The organism is Polaromonas sp. P1_F6 (assembly GCF_056405695.1).
On sequence record NZ_JBFUBQ010000003.1, the window covers coordinates 240,717 to 264,429 of the forward strand.

The window sequence follows — 23,713 nt, forward strand, 5'->3', positions numbered from 1 at the left end:
AACCGTTGAAATTATTGGATTTATTCATAAATAGAGTCAAAAGACTTACAAGTAACAAGCGTAAATACTGCCGTCTGAAACGGCTTTTTCTTTCCGGATCCAGTGAATCAGTAACAAACCTGAAACAACCATGCCTCAAACCATGCAGAAACAAACCCTGTCTTTTCAAGCCGAAGTCGCGCAGCTGCTCAAGCTGGTCACGCACTCCCTGTACTCGAACCCGGACATCTTCTTGCGCGAGCTGGTTTCCAACGCGTCGGATGCCTGCGACAAGCTGCGCTTCGAAGCGTTGAACGATGCGTCGCTGTATGAAAGTGATCCCGAGCTCAAGGTGAAAGTGAGCTTTGACAAGGCGGCCGGTACGTTGACCATCACCGACAACGGCATCGGCCTGTCGCAGCAGGAAGCCATCGACAACCTCGGCACGATTGCCAAGAGCGGCACGCGCGACTTCATGGCCAAACTCTCGGGCGACCAGAAGAACGACGCGCAGCTGATCGGCCAGTTCGGCGTCGGGTTTTATTCGGGCTTTATCGTGGCCGACCGCATCGCAGTGGAAAGCCGCCGCGCCGGCCTTCCGGCAAACCAGGGTGTGCGTTGGAGCAGCGACGGCACTGGCGAGTTTGAAGTCAGCGAGCTCGACCGCGCCGAGCGCGGAAGCAGCATCATCCTGCACCTGAAAGAAGAGTCGCTCGACTACCTGAACGCCTGGAAACTCAAAGGCATCATCAACAAATACTCCGACCACATTTCGCTGCCCATCCTGATGCAGAAAGAAGCATGGAAGGAAGGCGAAAACGACCAGCCCGGCGAGATGGTGGTGACCGGCGAATGGGAAACCGTCAACCAGGCCGCGGCGCTGTGGACGCGCGCCAAAAAAGACATCACGCAAGACCAGTACGACGAGTTCTACAAGCAGATCAGCTACGACAGCGAAGCGCCGCTGGCCACCACGCACAACCGCGTGGAAGGCGCCACCGAATACACGCAGCTGCTGTTCATCCCGGCCAAGGCGCCCATGGACATGTTCAACCGCGACAAGGCCGCGGGCGTCAAGCTCTACGTCAAGCGCGTCTTCATCATGGACGACGCCCAGGCGCTGATGCCGACCTACCTGCGCTTCGTCAAGGGCGTGGTGGACTCGTCCGACCTGCCGCTCAATGTCTCGCGCGAATTGCTGCAGGAAAGCCGCGCCGTCAAGGCAATCCGCGAAGGCTGCACCAAGCGCGTGCTGTCCATGATCGAAGACCTGGCCGCCAATGACGCCGACAAGTTCAAGGCTTTTTATGGCGAGTTCGGCGCCGTGCTCAAGGAAGGCCTGGGCGAAGACTTTGCCAACCGCGAGCGACTGGCCAGGCTGCTGCGCTTTGCCAGCTCAACGACGGATACCGTCAGCGTGGGTTTTGCCGACTACAAGGCCCGCATGAAGGAAGGCCAGGACGCGATTTACTACATCACCGCCGACACATTGGCCGCCGCCAGGAACAGCCCCCAGCTCGAAATCTTCCGCAAGAAGGGCATCGAAGTGCTGCTGATGGCCGACCGCGTGGACGAGTGGGCGCTCAATTACCTGCACGACTTTGACGGCACGCCGCTGCAGTCGGTGGCCAAGGGCGCGGTAGACCTGGGCAAGCTGCAGGACGAAGACGAGAAGAAGGCCGCCGAAGAGGCGCAGACACAGTTCAAGCCCATCCTCGACAAGCTGAAAGAAGCATTGAAAGACAAAGCCAAGGACGTGCGCGCCACCTCGCGCCTCGTCGACTCACCTGCCTGCCTTGTGGTGCAGGACGGCGACATGTCGACCCAGCTGGCCCGCATGCTCAAGCAGGCCGGCCAGGCCGTGCCCGAGTCCAAGCCCATCCTGGAAGTCAACGCCCAGCACCCGCTGGTCAAAAAACTCGAGGCCGGCGTGGACGGTGCGCATTTTGACGACCTGGCCCACATCCTGTTTGACCAGGCCTTGCTGGCCGAAGGCGGCATGCCTGAAGACCCGGCGGCGTACGTGCGCCGGGTGAACGCGTTGCTGGTGTAGGCACCGCGCGCCGGCTGAGAGAATACAGGGCCTCCAGAAAGGCGGAGAGAGGCCTTTTTGTGAGTCAATTCGGCCTCTGGCCCTTTAAGGGTGTGCGCGAGCAGCTATTAAATTCATAGCGACAGCATGGACATGGCTGACTGCCTGGAGAGAGCCAGCAGTCCCTCAGCACACCAGCGGCGGATCCTGCATGGCCTCGGTTTGCTCTTCCAGCATGTCGACCTGGCTCTTCCAGTAGTCGCTGGAGCCGAACCAGGGGAAGTTGATCGGGAAGATCGGGTCATGCCAGCGCTGCGCCAGCCAGGCGCTGTAGTGCACCAGGCGCAGCGTGCGCAGCGGTTCGATCAGCGCAAGCTCACGCCGGTCGAATTCGCGAAACTCCTCATACCCGTCCACCAGCGCACCCAACTGGCGGGTGCACTGCGCGCGGTCGCCTGACACCAGCATCCACAAATCCTGCACCGCCGGCCCCGTACGCGCATCGTCCAGGTCGACAAAATGCGGGCCGGCCAGCGGCAGGCCCTCGGGCGTCCACAAAATGTTGCCGGGGTGGCAGTCACCGTGCAGGCGCAGGTTTTTCACGTCGCCCACGCTTTCAAATATTGTTTGCGCCACCAGCATGGCTTCTTCAAAGGCCTTGCGCCAGCGCGACTCCATGTCCAGCGGGATGTAGCCGTGGGAGCCTTTGGCACCATGGTCGCTGCCCGCCAGCAGGATGTCGCGCGAGGCATAACCAAAGGTTTGCAGGTTCAGGGCCGGCCGGTGCGCAAAGGGCTTGGCGCTGCCGACGGTGTGGATGCGGGCCAGGAAACGGCCTATCCATTCCAGCACTTCCAGGTTGTCCAGCTCGGGCCGCCGCCCGCCGCGGCTGGGCGAAACGCTGAAACTGAAGCCCTTGAAGTGGTGCACGGTGCGGCCTTCCAGCACCAGCGCGCCCACCACCGGTATCTCGGCGGCCATCAGCTCGGCGGCAAAGGCGTGTTCTTCGGCAATCTGTTCGTCGGTCCAGCGGTCCGGCCGGTAAAACTTGGCCACCACGACATCGCCCGCCAGGTCGGCGTCACCCACGGGGCTCTCCAGGTGAATCTGGTAAACCCGGTTCTCGTAGCTTGAAAGTGCCATCAGGCGGCCGTCGCCCAGCAAACCGACGCTGGCCAGCGCATCGAGCACCACGTCGGGTGTCAATGTCTCGTACGCGTGCAGCGTTGCGTGCGCCTCAGCCTTGTGTTTTTCTGTCATGCCTGATTGTCGGCGCAGATGATGGTGCGCTGCCAGCAGGGGCTTGTAATCGCCTGTTTCTCGGATGAAAAAGGCCTGTGGCCCAATGAAAACGAGCGCGAACAGCTATAAAAACCATAGCGCCTGTCCGTTGAAGGCGGAAAGAATCAGGGCTGCAGGATGTGGCCGGTGCGCGGGTCTCCCTTGCCGGCCAGCACTTCCTGGTAAGCGGCTTGCACCGCAACTTGCCCGGCATGCCGCTGGGCGATGAGCCAAGGCGTTTTGGCGCCCGTCACTTGCCGCGTGAAATCCCGCCAGGCGCGCACCAGCTGCTTTCCAAAGCCTTCTTTGCCCCAGTCGGTGATGCGTTTCTTGACCTGCGAAGGCGCAAAGAACAGCGTGGGCCGGGGGCCGGGCAACTCCTTGGCGCTGCCTTTGGCGGCCAGGTCGTCCACATGCGTGCCGCCTATCGAGCAGTTGTAGCGAAGCTGGCCAAAGCGGCTGTGAATGCGCTGGCGCAGGCTGGCGCTGCCCGCGAAGTCGACGTAAACGCAAGCCGTGTCGGCGCCAATCGCGTCGAGCTGGTCATAGGTCACCACACGGCTGTAGCACCCCAGGCTTTCACAAAAAGCGACGTTGCCTGGCGACGTGAGGGCGATCACCTCGATGCCCGGCCGCTTGGCCAGCTGGAAAGCCGTGCCATACGCCGTCTTGCTGGAGGCGCTGGACAGCAGCATGGCATTGGCACCAAAGAAGTCGTTGTCCGCCAGGAAGTCGTCAATCAGGAAGGAGGTGATGAACAGCGGGCGCAGCAGCGACTGCACATCTTCGGTGGCCGCGTCATAAAACGGGTCCGCGCTGCAGCGCATGTACTGGTTGTAGGCGACCGGCAGGGGCCGCCGGTGCGCAGCGCCGTCGAAAAAACCGGCGGGCGTCACGCGCGCCGGCTGCAGCACCAGCTCGCTGGCCATGGGGTAGTAGCCGTAAAACTTCTCCCCCACAGCCACGCCTTCGCATTGCGACTCCGCCACCACGGCAAAACCCCAGACGGGGATGCTGCCCCAGCCCTCTTCCCCGGTCGGGAAAAACTGCCAGTAATTCATAGCGTCGCCAAAGGCCGCATAGGTGATGTTGTTGGAGGTCAGCGCAAATGATTCGATGCCGAGCCGCACCTGGCCGGGCGTGAGCGGCAGAGGCGCATCGGTATGCCAGCGGGTTTCGGCAAGGGCGTCCTTTCGGACCTGGAAGGTGGTTGAAGCTGCGGTGTTCATGCGCACACCGTAAATGAAACGGCCCGCCGGTTCAACACCGGCGGGCCGCGTAGGTGACAACCACCCCCGTCCAGGCTCACTGCGTGTAGCCTGTTCCCCCCTCGAGGGGGCGGCGCCTGCGGTCTGGCAAAGCCAGTCCCGCGGCCCCTGCTGGCTTTATTTCAGGGTAATGGTCACGTCAATATTGCCGCGGGTCGCGTTGGAGTACGGACAAACCTGGTGGGCTGCATCCACCAGCGCTTGTGCAGCGGCGCGGTCCATGCCGGGCAGGGTGATGTCCAGGCGCACGGCGATGCCGTAGCCGTTCGGGATCTTGCCGAGGTCAACGCTGGAGTCGATGGAAACGTCTGCAGGCACGTCGATTTTCTTCATGCCGCCGACAGCCTTCATCGCGCCGATGAAGCAGGCTGCGTAGCCGGCAGCAAACAACTGCTCGGGGTTGGTGCCGGTGCCGGCGGTGCCGGGCGAGCTCAGCGTGACGTCCAGGCGGCCGTCGTCGGTCTTGGACTTGCCGTCACGGCCGCCGGTGGTGTGGGCGTGGGCGGTGTAGAGAACTTTTTCGAGTGTGGTCATGGTGGCTTCCTTTGGAAAATACCCCGGATCGGGGCGGGTTAAAAATTCAGTGAAATGGTGAAAGAAATCAGGCGGTGAGGCGGTTGCGAAACGACTGCACCTGCTGCGTCAGCGACACCAGCTCGGGAATCGAGCACTGGGTGGCACTCAGGATGCAACCCGGAATCTTGGCGGCCTTGGCCTTGAGCTTGCGGCCAGCCGCCGTCAGCGTGATGTGAACGCGGCGCTCGTCTTCCACCGCGCGGATGCGTGATACCAGCCCGGCGGATTCCATGCGCTTGAGCAGCGGGGTCAGCGTGCCCGAGTCCAGGTAAAGCCGTTCACCGAGTTCCGAGACCGTCAGGCCGTCTTGCTCCCACAGCACCAGCATCGCGAGGTATTGCGGGTACGTGAGGCCCAGCTCTTCGAGCAGGGGCTTGTACAGCTTGGTCATGGCCAAAGAGGTGGAATACAGCGCAAAACACAGCTGGTTGTCCAGCTGCAGCATGGCGTCAGTGGCATTGGCGGTGTCGGTTTTGTTGGGCATAGGATGAATTATAGCGAGCAATTAAATTGTGTGCAAGTTAATTGTTTCCGGATGTTCCATGGGCGCTTTTCAAGGGCTTTGTACCGGGGCAGCCTGTAACGAGGGCGCGCCACTAAACTTGAGGCCATGCAAACACCCAGCACCGCGCGCGCGGCAAAGCCTTCGAAGGGCTCAGGAAAGCCCGCATCCGCAGCACAAATCATCGAAGAACTTCGCCCCGGCCAGTCGATCGAGCTGCTCAAGGAACTGCACATCCTCACGCGCGAAGGCAAGCTCAACCAGGACACGCGGCGCAAGCTCAAGCAGGTCTATCACCTGTACCAGTTCATCGAGCCCTTGCTCAATGAGGTGGCTGCGGAGAAGGCCGCCTTCAGCCTGGCCGACCACGGCGCCGGCAAGTCCTACCTGGGCTTCATCCTGTACGACCTGTTCTTTAATGTCGCGCACCGCGGCGAAAAAACCGCAGGCCATGTGTACGGCATTGAAACGCGTGCCGAGCTGGTTGAAAAGTCACGCGTGCTGGCCCAGCGGCTGGGTTTTGCGCGCATGTCGTTCCTGAATCTGTCGGTGCAGGAGGCCACCACTTCGGCTGAACTCCCGCCCACCGTGGACATCGTCACCGCCCTGCATGCCTGCGACACCGCCACCGATGACGCCATTGCATTCGGGCTGGCCAAAAATGCCCGCCACATGGTGCTGGTGCCGTGCTGCCAGGCCGAAGTGGCCGGTGTGCTGAAGAAAAGCCGTGCCCTGTCACTGTCCCGCACGCCGCTGGCCGAACTCTGGCGGCACCCGCTGCACACGCGTGAATTCGGCAGCCAGATCACCAATGTGCTGCGCTGCCTGCAGCTCGAAGCCAACGGCTACCAGGTCACCGTGACCGAGCTCGTGGGCTGGGAGCATTCGATGAAGAACGAGCTCATTCTTGCCAGCCGGCCTGCGCAGCCGCAGGCCGGTAAAACCCGTGCCGCCCAAGCGCGTTTGCGTGAGGTGCTTGAAGAGTTGGGCCTGGGTGAACTGACCGCCCGCTTTGCGGTGCAGGCCGAGCCAGCCTAGAGCAGGGCCGGCGCTTCGCTGCGGCGCTCTGCCGCCAGCACCCGGATGGTGGTGATCAGCTGGTGCTGAGCCTCGGTGGGCGCCATGTCGGCGCGCAGCGTCAACCCCACCAGCTCTTCGGTGCCGGCCATGCTGACGGGCAGGCGCACCAGCGTGCCCTTGTCCAGGTCCGGCCGCACAGCCCCCAGCGGCGAAAGCCAGACTGCATCGCTTTGCTGCGTGTAGCCGCGTGCGATGGACACCGACAGCGTTTCGACCAGGCGCACGGGGGGCGGCAGGCCGCGTGTGAGGAAAAATCCGTCGGCGGTATGGCGTATGGCCGTGCCCTGCGTGGGCAGGATCGTGGTGAAGGCCTGCAAGCCGACCAGCGGATCGGCCTTGCGCCCTGCTTGCGCCAGCAGCGGGTGGTCGGGGCGTACCGCCAGTACCAGTGGGTCGGCATACAGGTGCTCAAACGTCAGGCCCAGCATATGGGCCGGTTCGGCAAAACGCCCAATCACCAAATCCAGCGCGCGCTGGCGCAGGCTGGCCAGCAGTTCTGGGTTGGCGCCGGTCTGGATGCGCAGGCTGGTGTGCGCATCCGGCCCGGACTGGGCCTCTTGCCGCGCCAGCAGCAAGGGCATCAGCCACGGTGCCACCGTCGGCAGCACACCGATGGCAATCACCGCGCTGCCCTGCCGCCGCGTCTGCGCAACGCTGGCGACAGCTTCGCGCAGCGCGCTCACGCTGGCGCCGGCATGCCGCAAAAAGGCTTCGCCCTCGCGCGTGGGCACGGCGCCCTTGCGCCCGCGCTCAAACAATCGCACCGCCAGCAGGCCCTCAAGTTCTTTCAGGGTTTTGGATACGGCGGGCTGCGTGATGGCGAGCACGTCGGCCGCCTTTTGCAGGCTGCCATGCTGCGCCACCGCCAGAAAGCACTGCAGGTGCCGGTATTTGATGCGTTCATCGACCATGCTCCAATTTGACCATTTGGTTATGGATAAGTCGAGAAAATGTCAATATACATAACCATTGAGGCCGATTAAAGTCGCGGCAGCGTAGAAAAGCGCGCCGCGACCAGGGCGCCAGCGCATGCAACCCATTGGAGACATCGATGAAACCCGACCTGAACAACAGTTTTCTGGCCCCACGCGACTGGACCAGCCATTCGCCCCATATTTATCCCGGCTACAAATCCACCTTGCTGCGCGGCCCCAAGCAGCCGCTGGTGCCCATCAAGCAGGCGCTGGCGCAGCTCAATGCGCCCGTCTATGGCGCCGGGCAGTTCGGCCCGCTGGACAGCGACCTGACCAAAAACGCCGTCATGAATGGCGACCCGCTGGGTGAACGCATCATCGTCACCGGCCGCGTGCTGGACGAAGACGGCCGCCCCGTGCGCAACACGCTGGTGGAAGTCTGGCAAGCCAATGCGGCGGGCCGCTACGTGCACAAGGTCGACCAGCACGACGCGCCGCTGGACCCGAACTTCCTGGGTGCCGGCCGCTGCATGACCGACAACGAAGGCCGCTACAGCTTCAAGACCATCAAGCCCGGTGCCTACCCCTGGGGCAACCACCCCAACGCCTGGCGGCCGCAGCATATTCACTTCTCGCTGTTTGGTGATTACTTCGCCAGCCGCCTGGTGACGCAGATGTATTTCCCCGGCGACCCGCTGCTCGGCTACGACCCCATGTACATGGGCGCGCCCGAAAGCGTGCGCGACCTGATGGTCTCGAAATTCAGTCTCGACGTGACCCAGCCCGACTACGCGCTCGGTTATGTGTTCGACATCGTGCTGCGCGGCCCCAAAGCCACGCGTTTTGAATAAGCGGCAGGAAGACAACGCCATGACGACTACAAGCCCACTTAAACAAACCCCTTCGCAAACCGTCGGCCCCTTCTTTGCCTATGGCCTCACACCTACGCAATACGGCTACGACCTCAAAAGCCTGTTCACGCCCGTGCTGGCCCAGCCGAATGCCAAGGGCGAGCACATCCGTATCACCGGCCAGGTGTTTGACGGCGCCGGCAATGCCGTGATGGACGCGATGGTCGAGATCGCGCAGCCCGACGGCAGCGGCCTGCCCATTACCTCGGTGGCCGACGCCGAAGCGCGCGGCTTCACCGGCTTTGGCCGCTGCGGCACCGGCACCCTGCCGCAAAGCCATTACGAATTCTTCACCGTCAAGCCCGGCGCTGTGGCGGGGCAAGCACCGTTCATCAACGTCTGCGTCACCATGCGCGGCCTGCTGGTGCATACCTTCACGCGCATCTACTTTGATGATGAGGCGGAAGTGAACGGCAAAGACGCGGTGCTGGCCAGCGTGCCGGCCGAACGGCGCAACACGCTGATCGCCCGGCGCGACATGACGGGCGCCGGACCGGTTTACCGATTCGACATCCGCATGCAGGACAGCGCGGCCGGCAAGGAGACGGTGTTCTTCGACCTGTGAGTGTGGACCGGGGTTGTGCGGCCGGTCTCAGTTGCTATTAATTGGATAGCTGGTTGCGCTCGTCCCTATTGGTCTGCAGCCATTTTTCTTATAAGAACTGCCCGTAAGGCTACAGCCATGCGGCCATGGCGGCAACGCCGCCATGAAGGTTGTTACGCACGCTGGTGTACAGGCGCGGCCCGCACACGCTATAAAACAGGCCATCACCATCAAGAGGCCTGCCATGACCATTCATCTGGACCACTTCATCGTATCGGCGCGAGACAAGGTGGCTTCGGCCAGGTTTTTGGCAGAGCTGCTCGGCGTGCGGTGGGCTGAAACCACGATAGGGCCTTTTTCAGCCGTCTACATCAACGACGGCTTGACGCTGGACTTCATCGACACCGACGAAGACTTTCCCGTCGAGCATTTCTGCTTTCGCGTGAGCGAGCAGGAATTCGATGCGATCCTGGGGCGCATCCAGGCGGCAGGAATCCAATACCGCAGCTCGGTTCGCGGCCCCATGGACATGCAGGTCAGCACATACCTTGGCGGCAAGGGCATCTACTGGAATGAGCCCGAAGGGCACCAGTGGGAGATGCTCACGGTGAGTTATGCGCGTGGATGAGATCCACCCCCGTCCAGGCTCACTGCGTGTAGCCTGTTCCCCCCTCAAGGGGGCGGCGCCTGGGGCCGGCGAAGCCGGACCCTCGGCCCCCGCTGGTAAATAACTTCGCCCCTGTTACGCTCCTGAATTCTTAACCCAGCATGAGCCGCGGGACTGGCTTTGCCAGACCGCAGGCGGGCGGCCCCCTTGGGGGGCAGGGAGCTACACGAAGTGAGCGACCGTGGGGGCTCAGTCACCCTCCCCGTAATCGTGATCCGGGTGATTGACGGTGCCCAGCTTCCAGTAACCGCGGCCCACGATGTGTCCACGCTCCATGCCCAGCTCTTCAATCAGCAACTTGCGAATGCGGCGCATGGCCGCGGCCTCGCAGGCCAGGTAAATGCGCGTGCCGGGTGCGGGCGCGCCGGCTTTGCGCAACGCGGCTTCCAGTGCCTGGCCAGCCTGCGTGTTGTCACTGCCGCGTGCGGTCCAGTGCGCTTCTACTTTGGCAGCACTGTGCAGCGCGCGTTCTTCCGCCGCATCCACCACTTCGACCAGCACGCGCGCCTGCGCCGTGGCGGGTAGGGCGGCCAGAATGGTTTCAAACGCGGGCAAGGCACTGTCGTCACCGATCAGGAAATGCGCAGGCGCATCCAGCTGAACTTTGTAGCCAGGGCCGGGGCCCATCAAATACAGCACCTGGCCCGGTTGAGCCTGCGCAGCCCAGGTGGAGGCAGGGCCGTCGCCGTGCAGCACAAAATCCACATCGACCTCGTGCACATCGTTGCGCACTGCCAGCGGCGTGTAAGTGCGCATGGACTTCGGCCGCGGCCCATCGGGCAGTGGGCGCTCGGGCTCGGTCTGACCTGGCTCAGGAAAAATCAGTTTCATGTAGCAGGCCGGGTCGGCCACCTCAAAGCCTTCCAGCTCAGCGCCTTGCAGCGTGATGCGGCGCATCAGCGGGCTCAAGGTTTGCACGCGGGTGACCTGCACATGGCGCGGCGGCCGGCGCTTGCGCGGCGCGGCGTCGGGAGAAGGGACGGCTGCTGAGGGTGTTGTGGACATGGTGTCTTTCAGGGAGGGCGGCGCATGCTGCGGCCCACAGGTTAAAACTCTAATTGAGAATAATTATCATCTGATTGCAATGGACTGATGGTTTGCAGGGGAAAGACTGGCACGCGTCCTACTTGAGGCGCAACTCTGCTGCAGTAGAGTAAGGACGGGCAAAGTAAAAAGCTCGGGCGTGAGCTGTTACCCATGCCCCAAGGCCTCCGGCCCCCGGCGTTACCCCATTCCCCGTTTTCCGTCCCCCGTTTCCATTTGCCACTTCATCTCCAGCGTATGACCACCATCGGAACCTCCGCTTTCCCCGCGCCACCCAAAGTCGTGCAGGGCCGTCGGAGAGCTGAAGGGTGAACGAGGGGGCCACTGAATGAACTTCGCAGCACTGCTTTCCTGGGCGGACGACTCGTCGCTGCACGTGTTGCTGGCGGCCTGCATCGGCGTTGCCCTGGCGCTGGTGGTACACACGATAGGCGCTGTCGTGGTCCTGCGCCTGACGCGTTCCATGCCGGTCATGGCCCGGGTCGCAGAGCAATGCCGCTCTCCGGTGCAGGTGCTGCTGCCCCTGATTGCCCTGCAGATCGTCTGGCACAGCGCACCGGATACCTTTCCGCTGATCAACGGGGTGCGCCATGCCAATGGCCTGCTGCTGCTCGCCGCCCTGACCTGGGCGGGCATGCGCGCGGCGCGCGGGGCCGCACTGGGCGTGATCGGCCTGCACCCGGTCGATGTGGAGGACAACCTCAACGCCCGCCGCATCCATACGCAGACCCGCATGCTGGCGCGCACCGCCATGTTCATCGTGCTGCTGACGGGGCTGGCCTTGATGCTGATGACCTTTCCCGGCGCGCGCCAATTCGGGGCCAGCCTGCTGGCTTCGGCGGGTGTGGCGGGGCTGGTGATCGGTATCGCGGCGCGGCCCGTGTTCAGCAACCTGATTGCCGGCCTGCAGCTGGCGCTGGCGCAGCCCATCCGCCTGGACGACGTGCTGATCGTGCAGGGCGAATGGGGCCGGGTGGAGGAGATCACCGGCACTTACGTGGTGCTAAAAATCTGGGACGAGCGGCGCCTGATCGTTCCGTTGCAGTGGTTCATTGAAAACCCGTTCCAGAACTGGACGCGCACCGGCGCCCAGATCATCGGCACGGTCTTTATCTGGGTTGACTACCGCACGCCCCTGGCCCCGCTGCGCGACGCGGCACGGCGCGCCTGCGAGGAAGCGCCCGAGTGGGACAAGCGGCTGTGCCTGCTGCAGGTGGTGGAGGCGGGCGAGCGCAGCATGCAGCTGCGGGTGCTGGTGACCTCCGCCAACTCCAGCCTGAACTGGGACCTGCGCTGCAAGGTGCGCGAGGCGCTGGTGGACTTCATGCAGCGCGAATACCCGCAGCATTTGCCGCTGGTGCGTACGGAGTCGGCCGAGTCGCGGCAGCCGGCGGAACTGCCGGTGGCCGGCCCGGCCGGCGAGCTCAGGCGGCCCTGAGCCGGGCGGGCTGCTGGCCCTCGCCCACGCAGCGCATGAAGGCATGGCTGTCGATCAGCGGAAAGCCTTTGGCGTCCGGCAACTGGTAGTGCCACCATTCGTTGGGGTGGTGCACAAAGCCTGCTTCCAGCATGACCGTGAGCAGCCGCATGCGGTTGACCTGGACGGCCACAGGGTGTGCCGTGTGAAAGTGATGGGACCCGTGCGTCATGGTGTCGACCGGCGTGCCCATGTCCAGCTCTTGCCCGCCCGGTGCCAGCAGCGTGACATCAAGCGCCACGCCCCGTGTGTGGTTGGAGCCCTTGGCCGGATCGGCGATGTAGGCGGGGTTGGGCGCCACGGCCCAAAGTGCCTCCTGCGCTTCCTGCGGCCTGAAGGCGTCGAAAATCTTGAGCTGAAAGCCCATGTCTTTTGCGGCCGCTATGGCTTTGCGCAGGCCGGCGTCTGCCTGCGGATGCAAGAAGCACAGCGGGCTGTCATAAATCACCTGGCCGGTGAAGTTGTTGGTGCTTGCGTAGATCAGGTCGATCACCACGCCATGACTGGCTTCTGTGACAGGAACGAGCGGTGAAAGATTTTCCATGGGCGGGTGATATTTATAAAAAATAAGGCTGCAGGCCAAGAGGGTCGTGCGCAAGCAGCTACCAAAAGTATAGCAACTGACGGACCTACTGGAACGCGACTTCCGAAAAGCTGCGCAGCTTGCGGCTGTGCAGCTGCGTGATGCCTTCGGCGCGCAGTAGCTCGATGGCACGGATGCCAATGCGCAGGTGCTGGTCGACGCGCTCGCGGTAGAAATGGTTGGCCATGCCGGGCAGCTTGATCTCGCCGTGCAGCGGCTTGTCGCTCACGCACAGCAGGGTGCCGTAGGGCACGCGAAAGCGAAAGCCGTTGGCGGCAATCGTTGCGCTTTCCATGTCCAGTGCCACGGCGCGGCTCTGGCTGAAGCGGCGCTGCGGCTGGTTGCCCGGCAGCAGCTCCCAGTTGCGGTTGTCGGTGGAGGCCACGGTGCCGGTGCGCATGATGCGCTTGAGGTCGGGGCCCACGGCGTGGGTCACGTCAGCCACGGCTTTTTCCAGCGCGACCTGGATTTCAGCCAGCGCCGGGATCGGCACCCACAGCGGCAGCTCTTCGTCCAGTACGTGGTCTTCGCGCACATAGCCATGGGCCAGCACGTAGTCGCCCAGTTGCTGGCTGTTGCGCAGGCCGGCGCAGTGGCCCAGCATGATCCAGGCGTGCGGGCGCAGCACGGCGATGTGGTCGGTGATGTTCTTGGCGTTCGCCGGGCCCACGCCGATGTTGACCATGGTGATGCCGGTGCGGTCGGCGCGCAGCAGGTGGTAGCCCGGCATTTGCGGCAGGCGGGGCGGCTGCACGCCAAGCTCGTCGCCGGCCTCGGCGGGCAGGCCGGCGCGCCGGGTCACCACGTTGCCGGGCTCGATGAAGGCGGTGTACTCGCTGTCCGGGTCGGCCATGGCTTCATGGCCCAGGCGCACGAACTCGTCGATGTAGAACTGGTAGTTGGTGAACAGCACGAAGTTCTGGAACCAGTGCGGCGAGGTGCCGGTGTAGTGGCGCAGGCGCTGCAGCGAATAGTCGACGCGCGCCGCGGTGAACAGCGACAGCGGCTGCGGCTCGCCGGGCAGGGGTTCGTAGGTGCCGTTGGCAATGCCGTCGTCCATGGCGGCCAGGTCGGGCAGGTCGAACACGTCGCGCATCAGCATGCGGCGCGCTGCATCCATGCTGCCTTCAATATGGTCGTTTTCCGCAAACGAAAAATGGATGGGGATGGGCTGCGTGCTGGTGCCTATTTCCAGCTCCACATCGTGGTTCTGCATCAGCAGGCGGAATTGTTCAAGGTAATAGTTGCCGTAGAGGTCGGGCCGGGTCAGTGTGGTTTCAAAGCGGCCGGGACCGGCCACAAAGCCAAAGCTCAACTGCGAAATGTCGGGCGTCTCCAGGATGGCCCGGGCCACGGTGTCGGTGTGGATGCGCACGAAAGGGTAGCAGGCGCGCACATGGCCGGGCAGGGTCTCGCCGGCCACATAGCGCTGCATTGCATCGCGCAGGTGGGCAATCTGCTGGTCATAAATGGCGCGAACCTGTGCCAGTGCGGCGGCCGGGTCGCTGTAGCGGGTCGGGGCTATGAAAGGCGGCAGATAGGGCATGAAAAAAGCCTTGTTTTTATGGTGAAGGTCCATCAGGTGGTTTTCGCAAAGCGTAGCACCGCAGGGCATGCACATCATTGTGCGGCAAGTGCCGCGGCACACCCTAGAATGCCCTGATGAAACACCACAACCTTTCGGGGCACCTGCGCACGCTGGCGGCAGTCTTGCTCGGTACCCTGTGCCTGCAGGTGGCCCAGGCGCAGGCCCCGGCACCGGGCCGTGCCCCGCAGGCGCCTGCTGCCGCCGCACCGGCGCAGATCTCCCGTGACGCCCAGCGCGCCTATGAAACCACGCGCGACAAACTGGTGCAGATCCGCACCCTGCTGCGTAACTCCAACACCCAGGCCAGTGTGGGCTCGGGCTTTTTTGTCTCGGCCAACGGGCTCATCATTACCAACTTCCATGTGGCCAGCCAGCTGGCGCTGGAGCCCGAGCGCTACCGCGGCGTCTACGTGCCGGTGGACGGCAAGGAGGCCGAGGTTGAATTGCTCGCCTTTGACGTGCGCAACGACCTGGCGCTGCTGCGCGTGAAGACGCCGGCAACGGGAATGCCGCAGCTGGCTTTTCGCGGGGCGGACAGGCCCCTGGCGCGCGGCGAACGCATTTATTCACTGGGCAATCCGCTGGACATCGGTTTTGCGGTCACGGAAGGCACCTACAACGGCCTCGTGCAGCGCAGCTTTTACCCGCGTATCTTTTTCGGCGGCGCGCTCAACCCCGGCATGAGCGGCGGCCCGGCGCTGGACGATGCCGGCCAGGTGGTCGGTATCAACGTATCCAAGCGGCTGGACGGCGACCTGCTGAGCTTTCTGATCCCTGCCGAATTCGCCCAGGCATTGTTGGCAAAGGCCGCTTCGGCCAAGCCCATTACCAAGCCGGCGCATGCCGAGGTGGCGCGCCAGCTGGGCGAGCACCAGGCACTGCTGACGCAAAAATTCACCGCGGTGCCGCTCACGGCGCAAAAGCACGGTGGCTACAGCGTGCCCGTGCCCGAAGATTCCCTGGCCCGCTGCTGGGGCCGCGGGCGCGAGCCCGACTTCAAGGCCTTTGACCTGGAGCGCACCGACTGCCAGATTGACAGCCACGTGTTCGCGGGCGATTTCAACACCGGCTACATCCGCCTGCGCTACGAAGCCTACAACGCGCCCAAGCTGGGCCCTCTGCGTTTTGCCGTCATGTATTCGCAAAGCTTCGGTAATGAGTACTTCTCCACCCGGGGTTCACGCAAGGCCACGGCGGCCGAGTGCTCTGAACGCTTCGTCGAAACGGGCGGCATGCCCATGCGCGCCGTGGTGTGCATGAGTGCCTACCGCAAGCTGCCGGGTCTGTATGATGTGTCGGTGCTGACGATGTCCGTCAACCAGTCCACACGCGGTGTGCAGGGACGCATGGACGCGCAGGGCGTAAGTTTTGACAACGGCCTCAAGCTGGTGGCGCATTACCTGGGCGGTTTTAAATGGGAGGCCGCACCATGAGCGCCGGCAATCTCGCCCTGCTGCAGGCCACCGACCGCAATGGCGCACTGGTGGGCCGCCTTGACGTGCGGCACTGGCCCGTTACCGTGGGCCGTGCACTCACCGCCGACCTGGTATTGGATGACGGCCATGTGGCCGCTGAACACCTGCGCATAGACCGCACGCCGGAAGGCGAAGTGATGGTGCAGGTGCTGGACACGGTCAACGGTGTCGCGCTGAACCGGACGCTGCATGGCCAGGGCACGCAGTTCAGCTGGCCTGCCGGCGAGGCCCTGACCCTGGGCCGGCTGAAGCTGGGGCTGCGCCTGGCGGAAGCGCCGGTGGCCGCTGAAGAGCGGCTGCCGCACTTTCCGTGGCGCACGACCGGCTGGACTTTGCTGGCATTGGCCGCCATGCTGACCCTGGTGGTGGGGCAATCGTGGCTGACCCTGACCGAGCCTTCCCAGCTGGCGCGGCAATTGCCCGGCCTCATGGCGATGGTGGCCATGGCGATCACCGTGTGGGCGGGCCTGTGGGCTCTCGCCACCAAGCTATTTACCGGCCATCTGCAGTTCTGGCGCCATGTCCGCATTGCCTGCACCAGTTCCGTGGCGATACAGCTGGCGGCCACGCTGGCCGGCCTGCTGGCTTTCATGTTCTCGCTCGAAAGCCTGGCGCGCTTTGAAACGCCGCTGCTGCTATTGGGGGCGGCTGCGGCCATCTATGTGCACCTGTCGGTCATCGTCCCGCAGCGCCGCCGTGGACTGGCGGGGCTGGTGGCCGGCGTGACCGTGCTGGGCATTGTGGCCATGCTGGGCACCAACTGGCTGCAGAACAAGCGCCTGTCCAACAAGCTCTACATGTCCACCCTCTACCCGCCGTCCCTGCGCATGGCGCCGGCTGTGCCCCTGGTGCAGTTTCTCGGAGAGGCCGGCACCATCCGCCAGCGCCTCGACGAACGCCTGAAAGACCGCGAGCCGGATTCGGATACGCCTGAAGATCCGGACGCGGACTAGGCAAAGCCTCCGGCCTGTTTCATGCAAGTTCAAAGTCGAGGTGGAGCCCGGGAAATGCAATCACGTCATCTGATGGTGCTTTCCGCCTGCATTCGTTTTGCATTGGCTGTGCTGCTGCTGGGCGGCGCTTTGCAGTCGAAGGCCCAGGACTGGACCGTGCAGACTTTGTCCACCCGTGTATCGCCAACCGGACAGAGTGTCACGCTGGCCATTGCCCTTTACGGCGATGCGGTTGGGGGCAACCAGCCGGTCAGGCACGTGCTGGTCTACCCGCAACCCGGCGGTGTACCCCAACTCAAGGTTGCCAACGGCCCTGCCGCGTTAACCCTCGGCGGGCCCTGGGTGCGTGGGGCGGTTCAGCTGCAGGCCCAGGGTGTGGCCCTGGTGTACGTGGACCCGCCCAGCGATGCCGAACGCCGTAACCTCAACGCCAGGCCGCGCCGGGAGGTGCGGCAAGACCTTGCCGCGGCGCTCAAGCAGGCGCAGCAGTCGTTTCCCGGAGCGCAGGTTCATCTGGCCGGCTTTTCCCTGGTGGCTCCGCTGCTGGACATCGCCGACGACCTGGAAGGATTCGGGAAGATCGTCGTGGCCTCCAGCGTATTGAAGAACAACCGCACCAGCGACTGGAGCGCCTTGCGCAAGCCCGTACTGATGCTGCACGCGCCTGGCGCTCAATGCGACAGTGCACCTTTTCCGGAGGCGCAAATCCTGGCCCAGCGCAGCCGTTTTACTTTTGTCCAGGTAGGTTACGAGCAGCAGGACGGCAAGGATGATTGCGGGCGTGGTAGCCAGCACGTGCTGCAGGGGCAGGAGGCCATTGTGGCCAAGGCCGTCGCCGGCTGGCTTGAGGGGCAGGAACCGGCCCCTGTTATCGGCTATGCCAGCCCGCCCATTGCCTGGCGAGAGGAAGTCATCACTTACCAGGTGCCCGGCACCTTCGGCACCAACCGGCTGGAAGCCACTTTGCTGTTACCCGAGGTCCGTCGTTTTGGCGGGGGCCCTTATCCGGTTACGGTATTCAGTCACGGGGATATCGTATTCAATCGCGACAAGGAACGGTTCCGCGATATGGTGGTTGCGCGCGAGTTTCTGCAAATGGGCGTGGCCGTGCTGATGCCCGCACGCCGTGGCGTGGGCATGTCTGAAGGCACTTATCCGAAAAACTTTTCCCATGAGGACGGCGACGCCACTTACAAGGCGCGTGTACAGTCCGAAGACGTCTTGCCCGCATTGGTCTGGCTCAAGACCCGCCCGGAGCTTGATGCCAGCCGGCTCATCCTCTCGGGCCAGTCGGCCGGAGGCTACCTCTCGATGTACCTCGCCAGCCAGAGCCCGACGGGGCTCATCGGGACCATCGATTTTTCAGGCGGGCGAAACGATATAAGAAAAATCGGCAGCGGCCCCGGCCACCTCAACCGGATGATGGTGGATGGGTTCGCGGAGTTCGGAAAAACCACGCGCGTTCCCACGCTCTGGGTCTTCGCGGAAAACGACAGCCGCTATACCGCCAACACCATACGCGCTTCCTACGAAGCGTTTCAGGCGGCAGGGGGCAAGGGACGCTTGCTGCTTCAGCCCCCGATCGAGGGTGACGGACATCATATTTATCACAAACCTGCTTTATGGCGCACCGCCCTCAAAGAGTATTTGAGCGAGATCGGAGTGGCGGCGCGTGCTAACTGAAGTTTCGGCGGTCTTGCCATTTTTTCGTGGCGATGTCGTGCATCAAAGACCTTGAAACACAGCTGCATCGGCCCGCCAACGTGCGTGCCGGGCATTGCGTTGAGATTGCACCGGGAGGGCGCTGAAATCAGTCCTTGACCGGCTCGCGCATCGTCACAAACTCTTCCGCCACCGTGGGGTGGATGCCGATGGTGCTGTCAAATATTGCCTTGGTCGCACCGGCCTTCATGGCCACGGCAAAACCCTGCACGATTTCGCCGGCGTCCGGCCCCACCATGTGCAGGCCGACCACACGGTCGGTGGCGTCTTCGACCAGCAGCTTCATGAGCGTGCGTTCGGTGCTGCCGCTCAGCGTGTGCTTGAGTGCCTTGAAGTCGGCGCGGAACACCGTGACCTTGCCGAACTTTGCGCGCGCATCGGCCTCTGAATAGCCAACCGTGCCGATGTTGGGATGGGTGAAGACGGCGGTCGGCACAAACTCATAACTCATGTTGCGCGGCTTTTTGCCGGCGGCCGGCCCGAAGAGCTGGTCCACCACCACCATGGCTTCGCCCAACGCCACCGGTGTCAGCTGCATGCGCGCCGTCACATCGCCCAGCGCATAGATGGACGGCACCGAGGTCTGGTAGTGCGCATTGACCTGGATCGCACCGGCTGCGTTGACGGCCACACCGGCAGCTTCAAGCCCGATGCCATTCGCATTGGGAACCCGGCCCGTGGCGTAGAGCACGGTGTCCACCTCCAGGCCGCCGCCGTCCTTGAGCGTCACCTGCAGGCCTGTGGCGGTTTTGGCGATAGCGGCGATCTCTGCGCCCAGCTGCAGGGTGATGCCGGTCTTGCTCATCTCGGCGGCAATGAAGCGCCGCACATCATCGTCAAAGCCGGTCAGCAGCATGTCGCGACGATGCACCTGGGTGACCTGTGAGCCCAGCCCATTGAAGATCGAGGCGAATTCGCAAGCGATGTAGCCGCCGCCCACCACCAGCAGGCGCTTCGGGAAGGGGTTGAGGTCAAACATGTGGTCCGAGGTCACCACATGTTCGCGTCCCGGCACGGCAGGCACTGTGGCGGTACCGCCTGTGGAGATCAGGATGTTTTTGGCCGTGAACTTTTTGTCGTCGACCTCGACGGTGTGCTCGTCAAGCAGCCGTGCCCAGCCGGTGATGATCTGCACGCCGGCGCTTTCAAGCAGCTGCACATAAATGCCGTTGAGCCGCGAAATCTCGCGGACACGGTTGGCCTTGAGCGTGTCCCAGTCAAACACCGGCGCCTCGCCGGTCCAGCCGAAGCCGCGCGACTCTTCAAAGCTGTCGCCGTAGTGGGCCGCATAGCTGTAGAGCTTTTTGGGAATGCAGCCCACGTTCACGCAGGTGCCGCCCATCGCAGCGAATTCGGCCAGTCCCACACGGGCGCCGCGCTGGGCCGACATGCGCGCGGCGCGCACACCGCCGCTGCCGCCGCCGATCACGAAAAGGTCAAAATCAAAAGTCTGCATTCGCTGTCCTTGTTCTGGTGTCTGCTGACGTTGCTTTTTCGGGTGCCTTGATGCCGGCTCTCAAGACTGGAATTCCCGGAGCTCTTTTTTCATCCACTCAATGAACACTCGCGTGCGCATGGGCAGCAGCCGGGCGTGCGGGTAAACAATGTTGATGGGTCGGGGCGGCGGCTCGAAACCCTCCAGCACGGTGCGCAATTGTTTGGTTTTTAAAAACGGCGCCACCTGGTAAGACAAAAAAGAACCGAATCCCACACCCGCCGCGCAGGCCGCCACAGCCGGTGCGATCTGGTTGAACTCCAGATTACCACTGACGGCAAGCCGAAGCGGTCGGCCCTGGTCTATGAACGGACCCCATGTGGGGGAATGGTCCGTCAGTCGCACGCAGTTGGCCTTGAGCAGGTCCTTGGGGTGTTTTGGTACGCCGTGGCGGCGAACCCAGGCCGGGCTGGCCACCACCAGGCGGCGGATGGTGCCCACCTTCTGCGCCACCAGGCTGGAGTCTTCAGGCTCGCCGATGCGAATACCGACGTCGATGCCTTCTTCCAGCAGATTCACCACGCGGTCCAGCAGCACCATGGAGCAGCGCATCTTGTCATGGTGCTGCACAAAGCGCGTGACGGCGGGCGCCACATGCATCTGGCCGAACAGCATGGGCGCGGTAATGGTCAGGTGTCCGGCGGGTTCGGCCGCGTCGGCCGTCAGTGCCGCTTCTGCGTCCGCGAGTGTGGCCAGCACCTGCCGGCAGCTCTCCAGGTGGCGCCGGCCTTCCTCGGTCAGTGAGATGCGCCGGGTGGTGCGGTTGAAGAGGCGCACGCCCAGCTGCGCCTCGAAGCCGGCCAGCGTGCGCACCATGGCCGGCAGCGACGATTCCATGACCTGGGCTGCGGCCGTGAGGCTGCCTTGTTCGGCAATGTGAATAAAGGCCTGCATGGCCCGGAGTTTGTCCATGGCGACATGCTACGCCTGTTGCGAGGATTCATCCACTTAATGGATTAGTTAAATATCATTAGAGCCATTTATTCAGAATAACGGTTCAAACACAATCCATTCCCGAGAGCAAGATTTTTCAACCCGCCGAAAGCCCCGCCATGAGCACACCCGCCGCCAAAGCCCAGCCCGCACAACCCATACGCCTGTACCGCGTCGCCATCTCCGGCCATTCGCACCGGGTGGAACTGTTTCTCTCGCTGCTGGGCCTGCCCTTCGAGCGCATCGAGATCGACCTCGCCACCAAAGGGCACAAGACGCCGGACTTCCTGGCCATGAACGCCTTCGGCCAGGTGCCGGTGATCCAGGACGGCGACGTCACGCTGGCCGATTCCAACGCCATCCTGGTCTACCTCAACGCACGCTACGCGCCGGATGCCGAGCAATGGCTGCCGCGCGACCCGTTGGCCGCTGCGGCGGTGCAGCGCTGGTTGTCGGTCGCTGCGGGGCAGCTCGCCTCCGGCCCGGCCGCCGCGCGCGTCATCCAGCTGTTCAAGCGGCCGGAAAGTCCGGAAGCCATTGAGCGCGCGCATGCCCTGTTCGCGGTGATGGAGCAGCAGCTGGGCCAGTCGGCTTTTCTCGCGGGCAGCACCCCCACACTGGCCGACATCGCCAACTACAGTTATTCGGCCCATGCGCCGGAGGGCAAGGTCTCGCTGGAAGCCTACCCGCGCATACGCGCCTGGCTGGCCCGCATAGAGGCCTTGCCGCGCTTTGTGCCCATGGTCAGGACGCCGATAGGGCTGGCCGCATGAGCACCGCCACTTTCCACGAAGGCGAGCGCGCTGCGCAAGCGCGCGTGGGCGCGGCCGTGCGCGCGCGCATGGCGGAAATCGGCCCGCGCGTGATTCGCGACTTCATGCCCGACCAGCACCGTGAGTTTTTTGAGCAACTGCCTTTTGTGGTTGCCGGCACGGTGGACGCGAGCGGCCAGCCCTGGGCCTCGGTGCTGGCCCAGCCGCCGGGTTTTATCCACTCGCCCGATGCGCATCACCTGGTGGTGCGCACGCAGCCGCTCGCAGGTGATCCCCTGCAAGGCACGCTGGCAGACGGCGCCGCGATAGGCCTGCTGGGCATAGAGCCGCACACGCGCAGGCGTAACCGCATGAACGGCATCGTTCGCGGCGTGAGTGCCTCGGGCTTCGCTGTGGAGCTGAGCCAGAGTTTCGGCAACTGCCCCAAATACATCCAGGCGCGCGAGCCTGTCTATGCGGACCGTCCCGCGCCCGCAGCCGGGCCGGTGGTGCACGCGTCGGCGCAGCTCAATGACGCGGCGCGCCGCATGATTGAACAGGCGGACACGCTGTTCATCGCCACAGCCTATGAGGGCAACGGTGAGCAAGCCGGCCGCGCCGGCGGCGTGGACGTGTCGCACCGCGGCGGCAAGCCCGGCTTTGTGCGCGTGGAGGCCGACGGCACCCTGACCGTGCCGGACTTCGTCGGCAACTACTTCTTCAACACCTTGGGCAACCTGGTAGTGAACCCGCGTGCCGGCTTGCTGTTCATTGATTTCGACAACGGCGACCTGCTGTACCTGGCCGTCACGGCCGACATCATCTGGGACGGGCCCGAGGTGCAGTCCTTCACCGGCGCGCAGCGCCTGATGCGTTTCAAGGTGCAGTCCATGCGGTTGGTGGAATCTTCCTTGCCGCTGCGCTGGGGCGAGGCGGAACTCTCCCCGGTGCTGGAAGCTACCGGCGCCTGGGCTTAGCCTATGGCTTCGAGCGCGAGTTCGCGCTCCAGCCACGCGCGAAACTTCTGCACGGCCGGCCGCTCTGCACTGTGGGCTGAGATCACGATGCGATAGCCCAAACCCGCGACCGTCTCGCCGGGCAAGACAACCGTGAGCTGGCCGCTGCGCAACAGCGGCAGCACCAGTGGCGTGCGCCCTATCGCGACGCCGGCGCCTTGCACGGCCGCGGTCAGGACATGCTCATACTGCGAAAAATACAGGCACGGCTGCTGCGCCGATTGTTTCAAGCCCAGGCGCTCGTACCAGTCCGGCCACGACATCCAGGGGAAACGCGTGGCCGGGTCGTAATAGACCAGTAGCGGTGTGGCCGTGATGTCGGCGGCGTTACGAATGCGCGTCGCGACGGCCGGCGCCGCCACCAGCAGGGCCTGCTCCTGCAGCAGGGGTGGCGGGTCTTCGCCGCCCGGCAGCACAGGGTAGAGCCGCACGGCCAGATCCATGCCTTCGCGCTCCAGGTTGACGCGCGCTTCCGTGGCGTCGACGCGCACATCGATGGCGGGCTCCAGCAACTGGAACCTGGCGAGTTTGGGCGCCAGCCACAGCGCGGCGAAAGAGGGCGTGGTGGTGACAGCCACAGAGACCCTGTCCACCGCCAGCAGGCGGTCCACGGCCGAGGCCAGCTGCGCCAGCGCGGCGCGGGCCGTCTCATAAAGCTCACGGCCTTGCGGCGTCAGGCTCAGGCCCTTGCCGCCACGCAGGAACAGCGTCGTGCCCAGCGCATCTTCCAGGCTTTTCACTTGCTTGCTCACAGCTGATTGCGTGATGCAAAGCTCTTCGGCCGCTGCCGTAAAGCTCAGGTGCCGCGCGGCGGATTCGAAACCGCGGATGGCATCGAGCGACATGGCGCGCAATGCGCTGGTGGAAGGGCTGTTCAGCATGGCATGAATGATTGGAATACCCCGTATGACAAACCATCCG

22 protein-coding genes are annotated in these 23,713 nt (G+C 63.8%); 11 read left to right on the plus strand and 11 right to left on the minus strand.

Translation table 11 applies throughout. The annotated features are described in order from the left end of the window. Positions 1-142 precede the first annotated feature (142 nt). Positions 143-2,032: a molecular chaperone HtpG gene (htpG, locus tag AC1DY9_RS10800; protein WP_477666492.1), complete on the plus strand. Its 1,890-nt coding sequence runs from the start codon at positions 143-145 to the stop codon at positions 2,030-2,032. Positions 2,033-2,197: 165 nt separating this feature from the next. Here htpG and AC1DY9_RS10805 read toward each other — a convergent pair whose 3' ends face one another. The 4 genes from AC1DY9_RS10805 to AC1DY9_RS10820 all read right to left on the minus strand — a co-directional run bounded on the left by AC1DY9_RS10805 (position 2,198) and on the right by AC1DY9_RS10820 (position 5,620). Beyond that, complete coding sequence (locus AC1DY9_RS10805) at positions 2,198-3,271, minus strand: serine/threonine protein kinase (protein ID WP_457281344.1); 1,074 nt, start codon at positions 3,269-3,271, stop codon at positions 2,198-2,200. A 146-nt stretch (positions 3,272-3,417) separates the two neighbouring features. Next, positions 3,418-4,521: a DUF2855 family protein gene (locus tag AC1DY9_RS10810; protein WP_477666493.1), complete on the minus strand. Its 1,104-nt coding sequence runs from the start codon at positions 4,519-4,521 to the stop codon at positions 3,418-3,420. Between the two features lie 156 nt (positions 4,522-4,677). Further along, a complete protein-coding gene (locus tag AC1DY9_RS10815) occupies positions 4,678-5,094 on the minus strand; it encodes an organic hydroperoxide resistance protein (RefSeq protein WP_477647553.1) in 417 nt (138 codons plus the stop codon). A 67-nt stretch (positions 5,095-5,161) separates the two neighbouring features. Further along, complete coding sequence (locus AC1DY9_RS10820; protein WP_477666494.1) at positions 5,162-5,620, minus strand: MarR family winged helix-turn-helix transcriptional regulator; 459 nt, start codon at positions 5,618-5,620, stop codon at positions 5,162-5,164. A gap of 126 nt (positions 5,621-5,746) precedes the next feature. Between AC1DY9_RS10820 and AC1DY9_RS10825 the strand changes: the two genes are divergently transcribed. Beyond that, positions 5,747-6,676, plus strand: coding sequence for a class I SAM-dependent methyltransferase (locus AC1DY9_RS10825; RefSeq protein WP_477666495.1), 930 nt, complete (start codon positions 5,747-5,749; stop codon positions 6,674-6,676). Here the strand turns inward: AC1DY9_RS10825 and pcaQ are convergent. Further along, entirely contained in the window at positions 6,673-7,629 is a 957-nt protein-coding gene (gene pcaQ / locus AC1DY9_RS10830; RefSeq protein ID WP_477666496.1) for a pca operon transcription factor PcaQ, read from the minus strand. The genes AC1DY9_RS10825 and pcaQ overlap by 4 nt on opposite strands. A 140-nt stretch (positions 7,630-7,769) precedes the next feature. Here pcaQ and pcaH point away from each other — a divergent pair, with 140 nt between their 5' ends. The 3 genes from pcaH (at position 7,770) to AC1DY9_RS10845 (ending at position 9,715) form a co-directional block, all read left to right on the plus strand. Then, positions 7,770-8,483 carry a protocatechuate 3,4-dioxygenase subunit beta gene (gene pcaH / locus AC1DY9_RS10835; protein WP_477666497.1) on the plus strand — a complete coding sequence of 238 codons (714 nt, stop codon included), beginning with the start codon at positions 7,770-7,772 and terminating at the stop codon, positions 8,481-8,483. 19 nt (positions 8,484-8,502) lie between these two features. Continuing rightward, entirely contained in the window at positions 8,503-9,108 is a 606-nt protein-coding gene (gene pcaG, locus AC1DY9_RS10840) for a protocatechuate 3,4-dioxygenase subunit alpha (protein ID WP_477666498.1), read from the plus strand. 223 nt (positions 9,109-9,331) lie between these two features. Beyond that, entirely contained in the window at positions 9,332-9,715 is a 384-nt protein-coding gene (locus tag AC1DY9_RS10845; RefSeq protein ID WP_477666499.1) for a VOC family protein, read from the plus strand. A 228-nt stretch (positions 9,716-9,943) separates the two neighbouring features. Here the strand turns inward: AC1DY9_RS10845 and AC1DY9_RS10850 are convergent, their stop codons facing one another. Continuing rightward, positions 9,944-10,759, minus strand: a complete 816-nt coding sequence (locus tag AC1DY9_RS10850) for a siderophore-interacting protein (RefSeq protein WP_477666500.1) — start codon at positions 10,757-10,759, stop codon at positions 9,944-9,946. Positions 10,760-11,126: 367 nt separating this feature from the next. On the opposite strand from AC1DY9_RS10850, the gene AC1DY9_RS10855 reads away from it, so the two are divergent. Continuing rightward, entirely contained in the window at positions 11,127-12,236 is a 1,110-nt protein-coding gene (locus AC1DY9_RS10855) for a mechanosensitive ion channel family protein (protein WP_477666501.1), read from the plus strand. Here the strand turns inward: AC1DY9_RS10855 and ddpX are convergent. Then, complete coding sequence (ddpX, locus tag AC1DY9_RS10860) at positions 12,223-12,819, minus strand: D-alanyl-D-alanine dipeptidase (RefSeq protein WP_477666502.1); 597 nt, start codon at positions 12,817-12,819, stop codon at positions 12,223-12,225. The genes AC1DY9_RS10855 and ddpX overlap by 14 nt on opposite strands. Positions 12,820-12,904: 85 nt before the next feature. Next, the gene (locus AC1DY9_RS10865) at positions 12,905-14,404 is read right to left on the minus strand and encodes an AMP nucleosidase (RefSeq protein WP_457281652.1); all 1,500 of its coding nucleotides are present in this window, start codon (positions 14,402-14,404) and stop codon (positions 12,905-12,907) included. Between the two features lie 116 nt (positions 14,405-14,520). Between AC1DY9_RS10865 and AC1DY9_RS10870 the strand changes: the two genes are divergently transcribed. From AC1DY9_RS10870 to AC1DY9_RS10880, 3 genes are read left to right on the plus strand one after another with little or no spacing between them, the layout of a single operon-like run. Further along, positions 14,521-15,879 (plus strand): S1 family peptidase, encoded by a 1,359-nt coding sequence (locus AC1DY9_RS10870; RefSeq protein WP_457281332.1) that lies wholly within the window; start codon positions 14,521-14,523, stop codon positions 15,877-15,879. Beyond that, positions 15,876-16,874, plus strand: a complete 999-nt coding sequence (locus tag AC1DY9_RS10875; protein ID WP_457281331.1) for an FHA domain-containing protein — start codon at positions 15,876-15,878, stop codon at positions 16,872-16,874. The genes AC1DY9_RS10870 and AC1DY9_RS10875 overlap by 4 nt, the downstream gene beginning before the upstream one ends. Positions 16,875-16,928: 54 nt before the next feature. Continuing rightward, positions 16,929-18,557 (plus strand): alpha/beta hydrolase family protein, encoded by a 1,629-nt coding sequence (locus AC1DY9_RS10880; RefSeq protein WP_477666503.1) that lies wholly within the window; start codon positions 16,929-16,931, stop codon positions 18,555-18,557. A gap of 127 nt (positions 18,558-18,684) precedes the next feature. Here the strand turns inward: AC1DY9_RS10880 and gorA are convergent, their stop codons facing one another. Both gorA and AC1DY9_RS10890 read right to left on the minus strand, forming a co-directional pair. Beyond that, positions 18,685-20,052 (minus strand): glutathione-disulfide reductase, encoded by a 1,368-nt coding sequence (gene gorA, locus AC1DY9_RS10885; RefSeq protein ID WP_457281329.1) that lies wholly within the window; start codon positions 20,050-20,052, stop codon positions 18,685-18,687. A gap of 60 nt (positions 20,053-20,112) precedes the next feature. After that, on the minus strand, positions 20,113-21,003 hold the full coding sequence (locus AC1DY9_RS10890) for a LysR family transcriptional regulator (protein WP_477666504.1): 891 nt from the start codon (positions 21,001-21,003) through the stop codon (positions 20,113-20,115). A gap of 140 nt (positions 21,004-21,143) precedes the next feature. On the opposite strand from AC1DY9_RS10890, the gene AC1DY9_RS10895 reads away from it, so the two are divergent. Together AC1DY9_RS10895 and AC1DY9_RS10900 are read left to right on the plus strand one after the other, a co-directional pair. Further along, positions 21,144-21,797 (plus strand): glutathione S-transferase family protein, encoded by a 654-nt coding sequence (locus AC1DY9_RS10895; protein ID WP_457281327.1) that lies wholly within the window; start codon positions 21,144-21,146, stop codon positions 21,795-21,797. Next, positions 21,794-22,753 carry a pyridoxamine 5'-phosphate oxidase family protein gene (locus AC1DY9_RS10900; RefSeq protein ID WP_457281326.1) on the plus strand — a complete coding sequence of 320 codons (960 nt, stop codon included), beginning with the start codon at positions 21,794-21,796 and terminating at the stop codon, positions 22,751-22,753. The genes AC1DY9_RS10895 and AC1DY9_RS10900 overlap by 4 nt, the downstream gene beginning before the upstream one ends. Here the strand turns inward: AC1DY9_RS10900 and AC1DY9_RS10905 are convergent. After that, positions 22,750-23,673: a LysR substrate-binding domain-containing protein gene (locus AC1DY9_RS10905; protein ID WP_457281325.1), complete on the minus strand. Its 924-nt coding sequence runs from the start codon at positions 23,671-23,673 to the stop codon at positions 22,750-22,752. The genes AC1DY9_RS10900 and AC1DY9_RS10905 overlap by 4 nt on opposite strands. Between the last annotated feature and the right edge of the window lie 40 nt (positions 23,674-23,713).

Bases quoted from the DNA above. Each gene is read 5' to 3' on its own strand.
- AC1DY9_RS10850 (WP_477666500.1), bottom strand. From the start codon at position 10,759: ATGTCCACAACACCCTCAGCAGCCGTCCCTTCTCCCGACGCCGCGCCG.
- pcaG (WP_477666498.1), top strand. From the start codon at position 8,503: ATGACGACTACAAGCCCACTTAAACAAACCCCTTCGCAAACCGTCGGC.
- AC1DY9_RS10875 (WP_457281331.1), top strand. From the start codon at position 15,876: ATGAGCGCCGGCAATCTCGCCCTGCTGCAGGCCACCGACCGCAATGGC.
- AC1DY9_RS10805 (WP_457281344.1), bottom strand. From the start codon at position 3,271: ATGACAGAAAAACACAAGGCTGAGGCGCACGCAACGCTGCACGCGTAC.
- AC1DY9_RS10890 (WP_477666504.1), bottom strand. From the start codon at position 21,003: ATGGACAAACTCCGGGCCATGCAGGCCTTTATTCACATTGCCGAACAA.
- AC1DY9_RS10810 (WP_477666493.1), bottom strand. From the start codon at position 4,521: ATGAACACCGCAGCTTCAACCACCTTCCAGGTCCGAAAGGACGCCCTT.
- AC1DY9_RS10815 (WP_477647553.1), bottom strand. From the start codon at position 5,094: ATGACCACACTCGAAAAAGTTCTCTACACCGCCCACGCCCACACCACC.
- htpG (WP_477666492.1), top strand. From the start codon at position 143: ATGCAGAAACAAACCCTGTCTTTTCAAGCCGAAGTCGCGCAGCTGCTC.
- AC1DY9_RS10825 (WP_477666495.1), top strand. From the start codon at position 5,747: ATGCAAACACCCAGCACCGCGCGCGCGGCAAAGCCTTCGAAGGGCTCA.
- AC1DY9_RS10845 (WP_477666499.1), top strand. From the start codon at position 9,332: ATGACCATTCATCTGGACCACTTCATCGTATCGGCGCGAGACAAGGTG.
- AC1DY9_RS10865 (WP_457281652.1), bottom strand. From the start codon at position 14,404: ATGCCCTATCTGCCGCCTTTCATAGCCCCGACCCGCTACAGCGACCCG.
- AC1DY9_RS10870 (WP_457281332.1), top strand. From the start codon at position 14,521: ATGAAACACCACAACCTTTCGGGGCACCTGCGCACGCTGGCGGCAGTC.
- ddpX (WP_477666502.1), bottom strand. From the start codon at position 12,819: ATGGAAAATCTTTCACCGCTCGTTCCTGTCACAGAAGCCAGTCATGGC.
- pcaQ (WP_477666496.1), bottom strand. From the start codon at position 7,629: ATGGTCGATGAACGCATCAAATACCGGCACCTGCAGTGCTTTCTGGCG.
- AC1DY9_RS10905 (WP_457281325.1), bottom strand. From the start codon at position 23,673: ATGCTGAACAGCCCTTCCACCAGCGCATTGCGCGCCATGTCGCTCGAT.
- AC1DY9_RS10880 (WP_477666503.1), top strand. From the start codon at position 16,929: ATGCAATCACGTCATCTGATGGTGCTTTCCGCCTGCATTCGTTTTGCA.
- AC1DY9_RS10855 (WP_477666501.1), top strand. From the start codon at position 11,127: ATGAACTTCGCAGCACTGCTTTCCTGGGCGGACGACTCGTCGCTGCAC.
- pcaH (WP_477666497.1), top strand. From the start codon at position 7,770: ATGAAACCCGACCTGAACAACAGTTTTCTGGCCCCACGCGACTGGACC.
- gorA (WP_457281329.1), bottom strand. From the start codon at position 20,052: ATGCAGACTTTTGATTTTGACCTTTTCGTGATCGGCGGCGGCAGCGGC.
- AC1DY9_RS10820 (WP_477666494.1), bottom strand. From the start codon at position 5,620: ATGCCCAACAAAACCGACACCGCCAATGCCACTGACGCCATGCTGCAG.
- AC1DY9_RS10900 (WP_457281326.1), top strand. From the start codon at position 21,794: ATGAGCACCGCCACTTTCCACGAAGGCGAGCGCGCTGCGCAAGCGCGC.
- AC1DY9_RS10895 (WP_457281327.1), top strand. From the start codon at position 21,144: ATGAGCACACCCGCCGCCAAAGCCCAGCCCGCACAACCCATACGCCTG.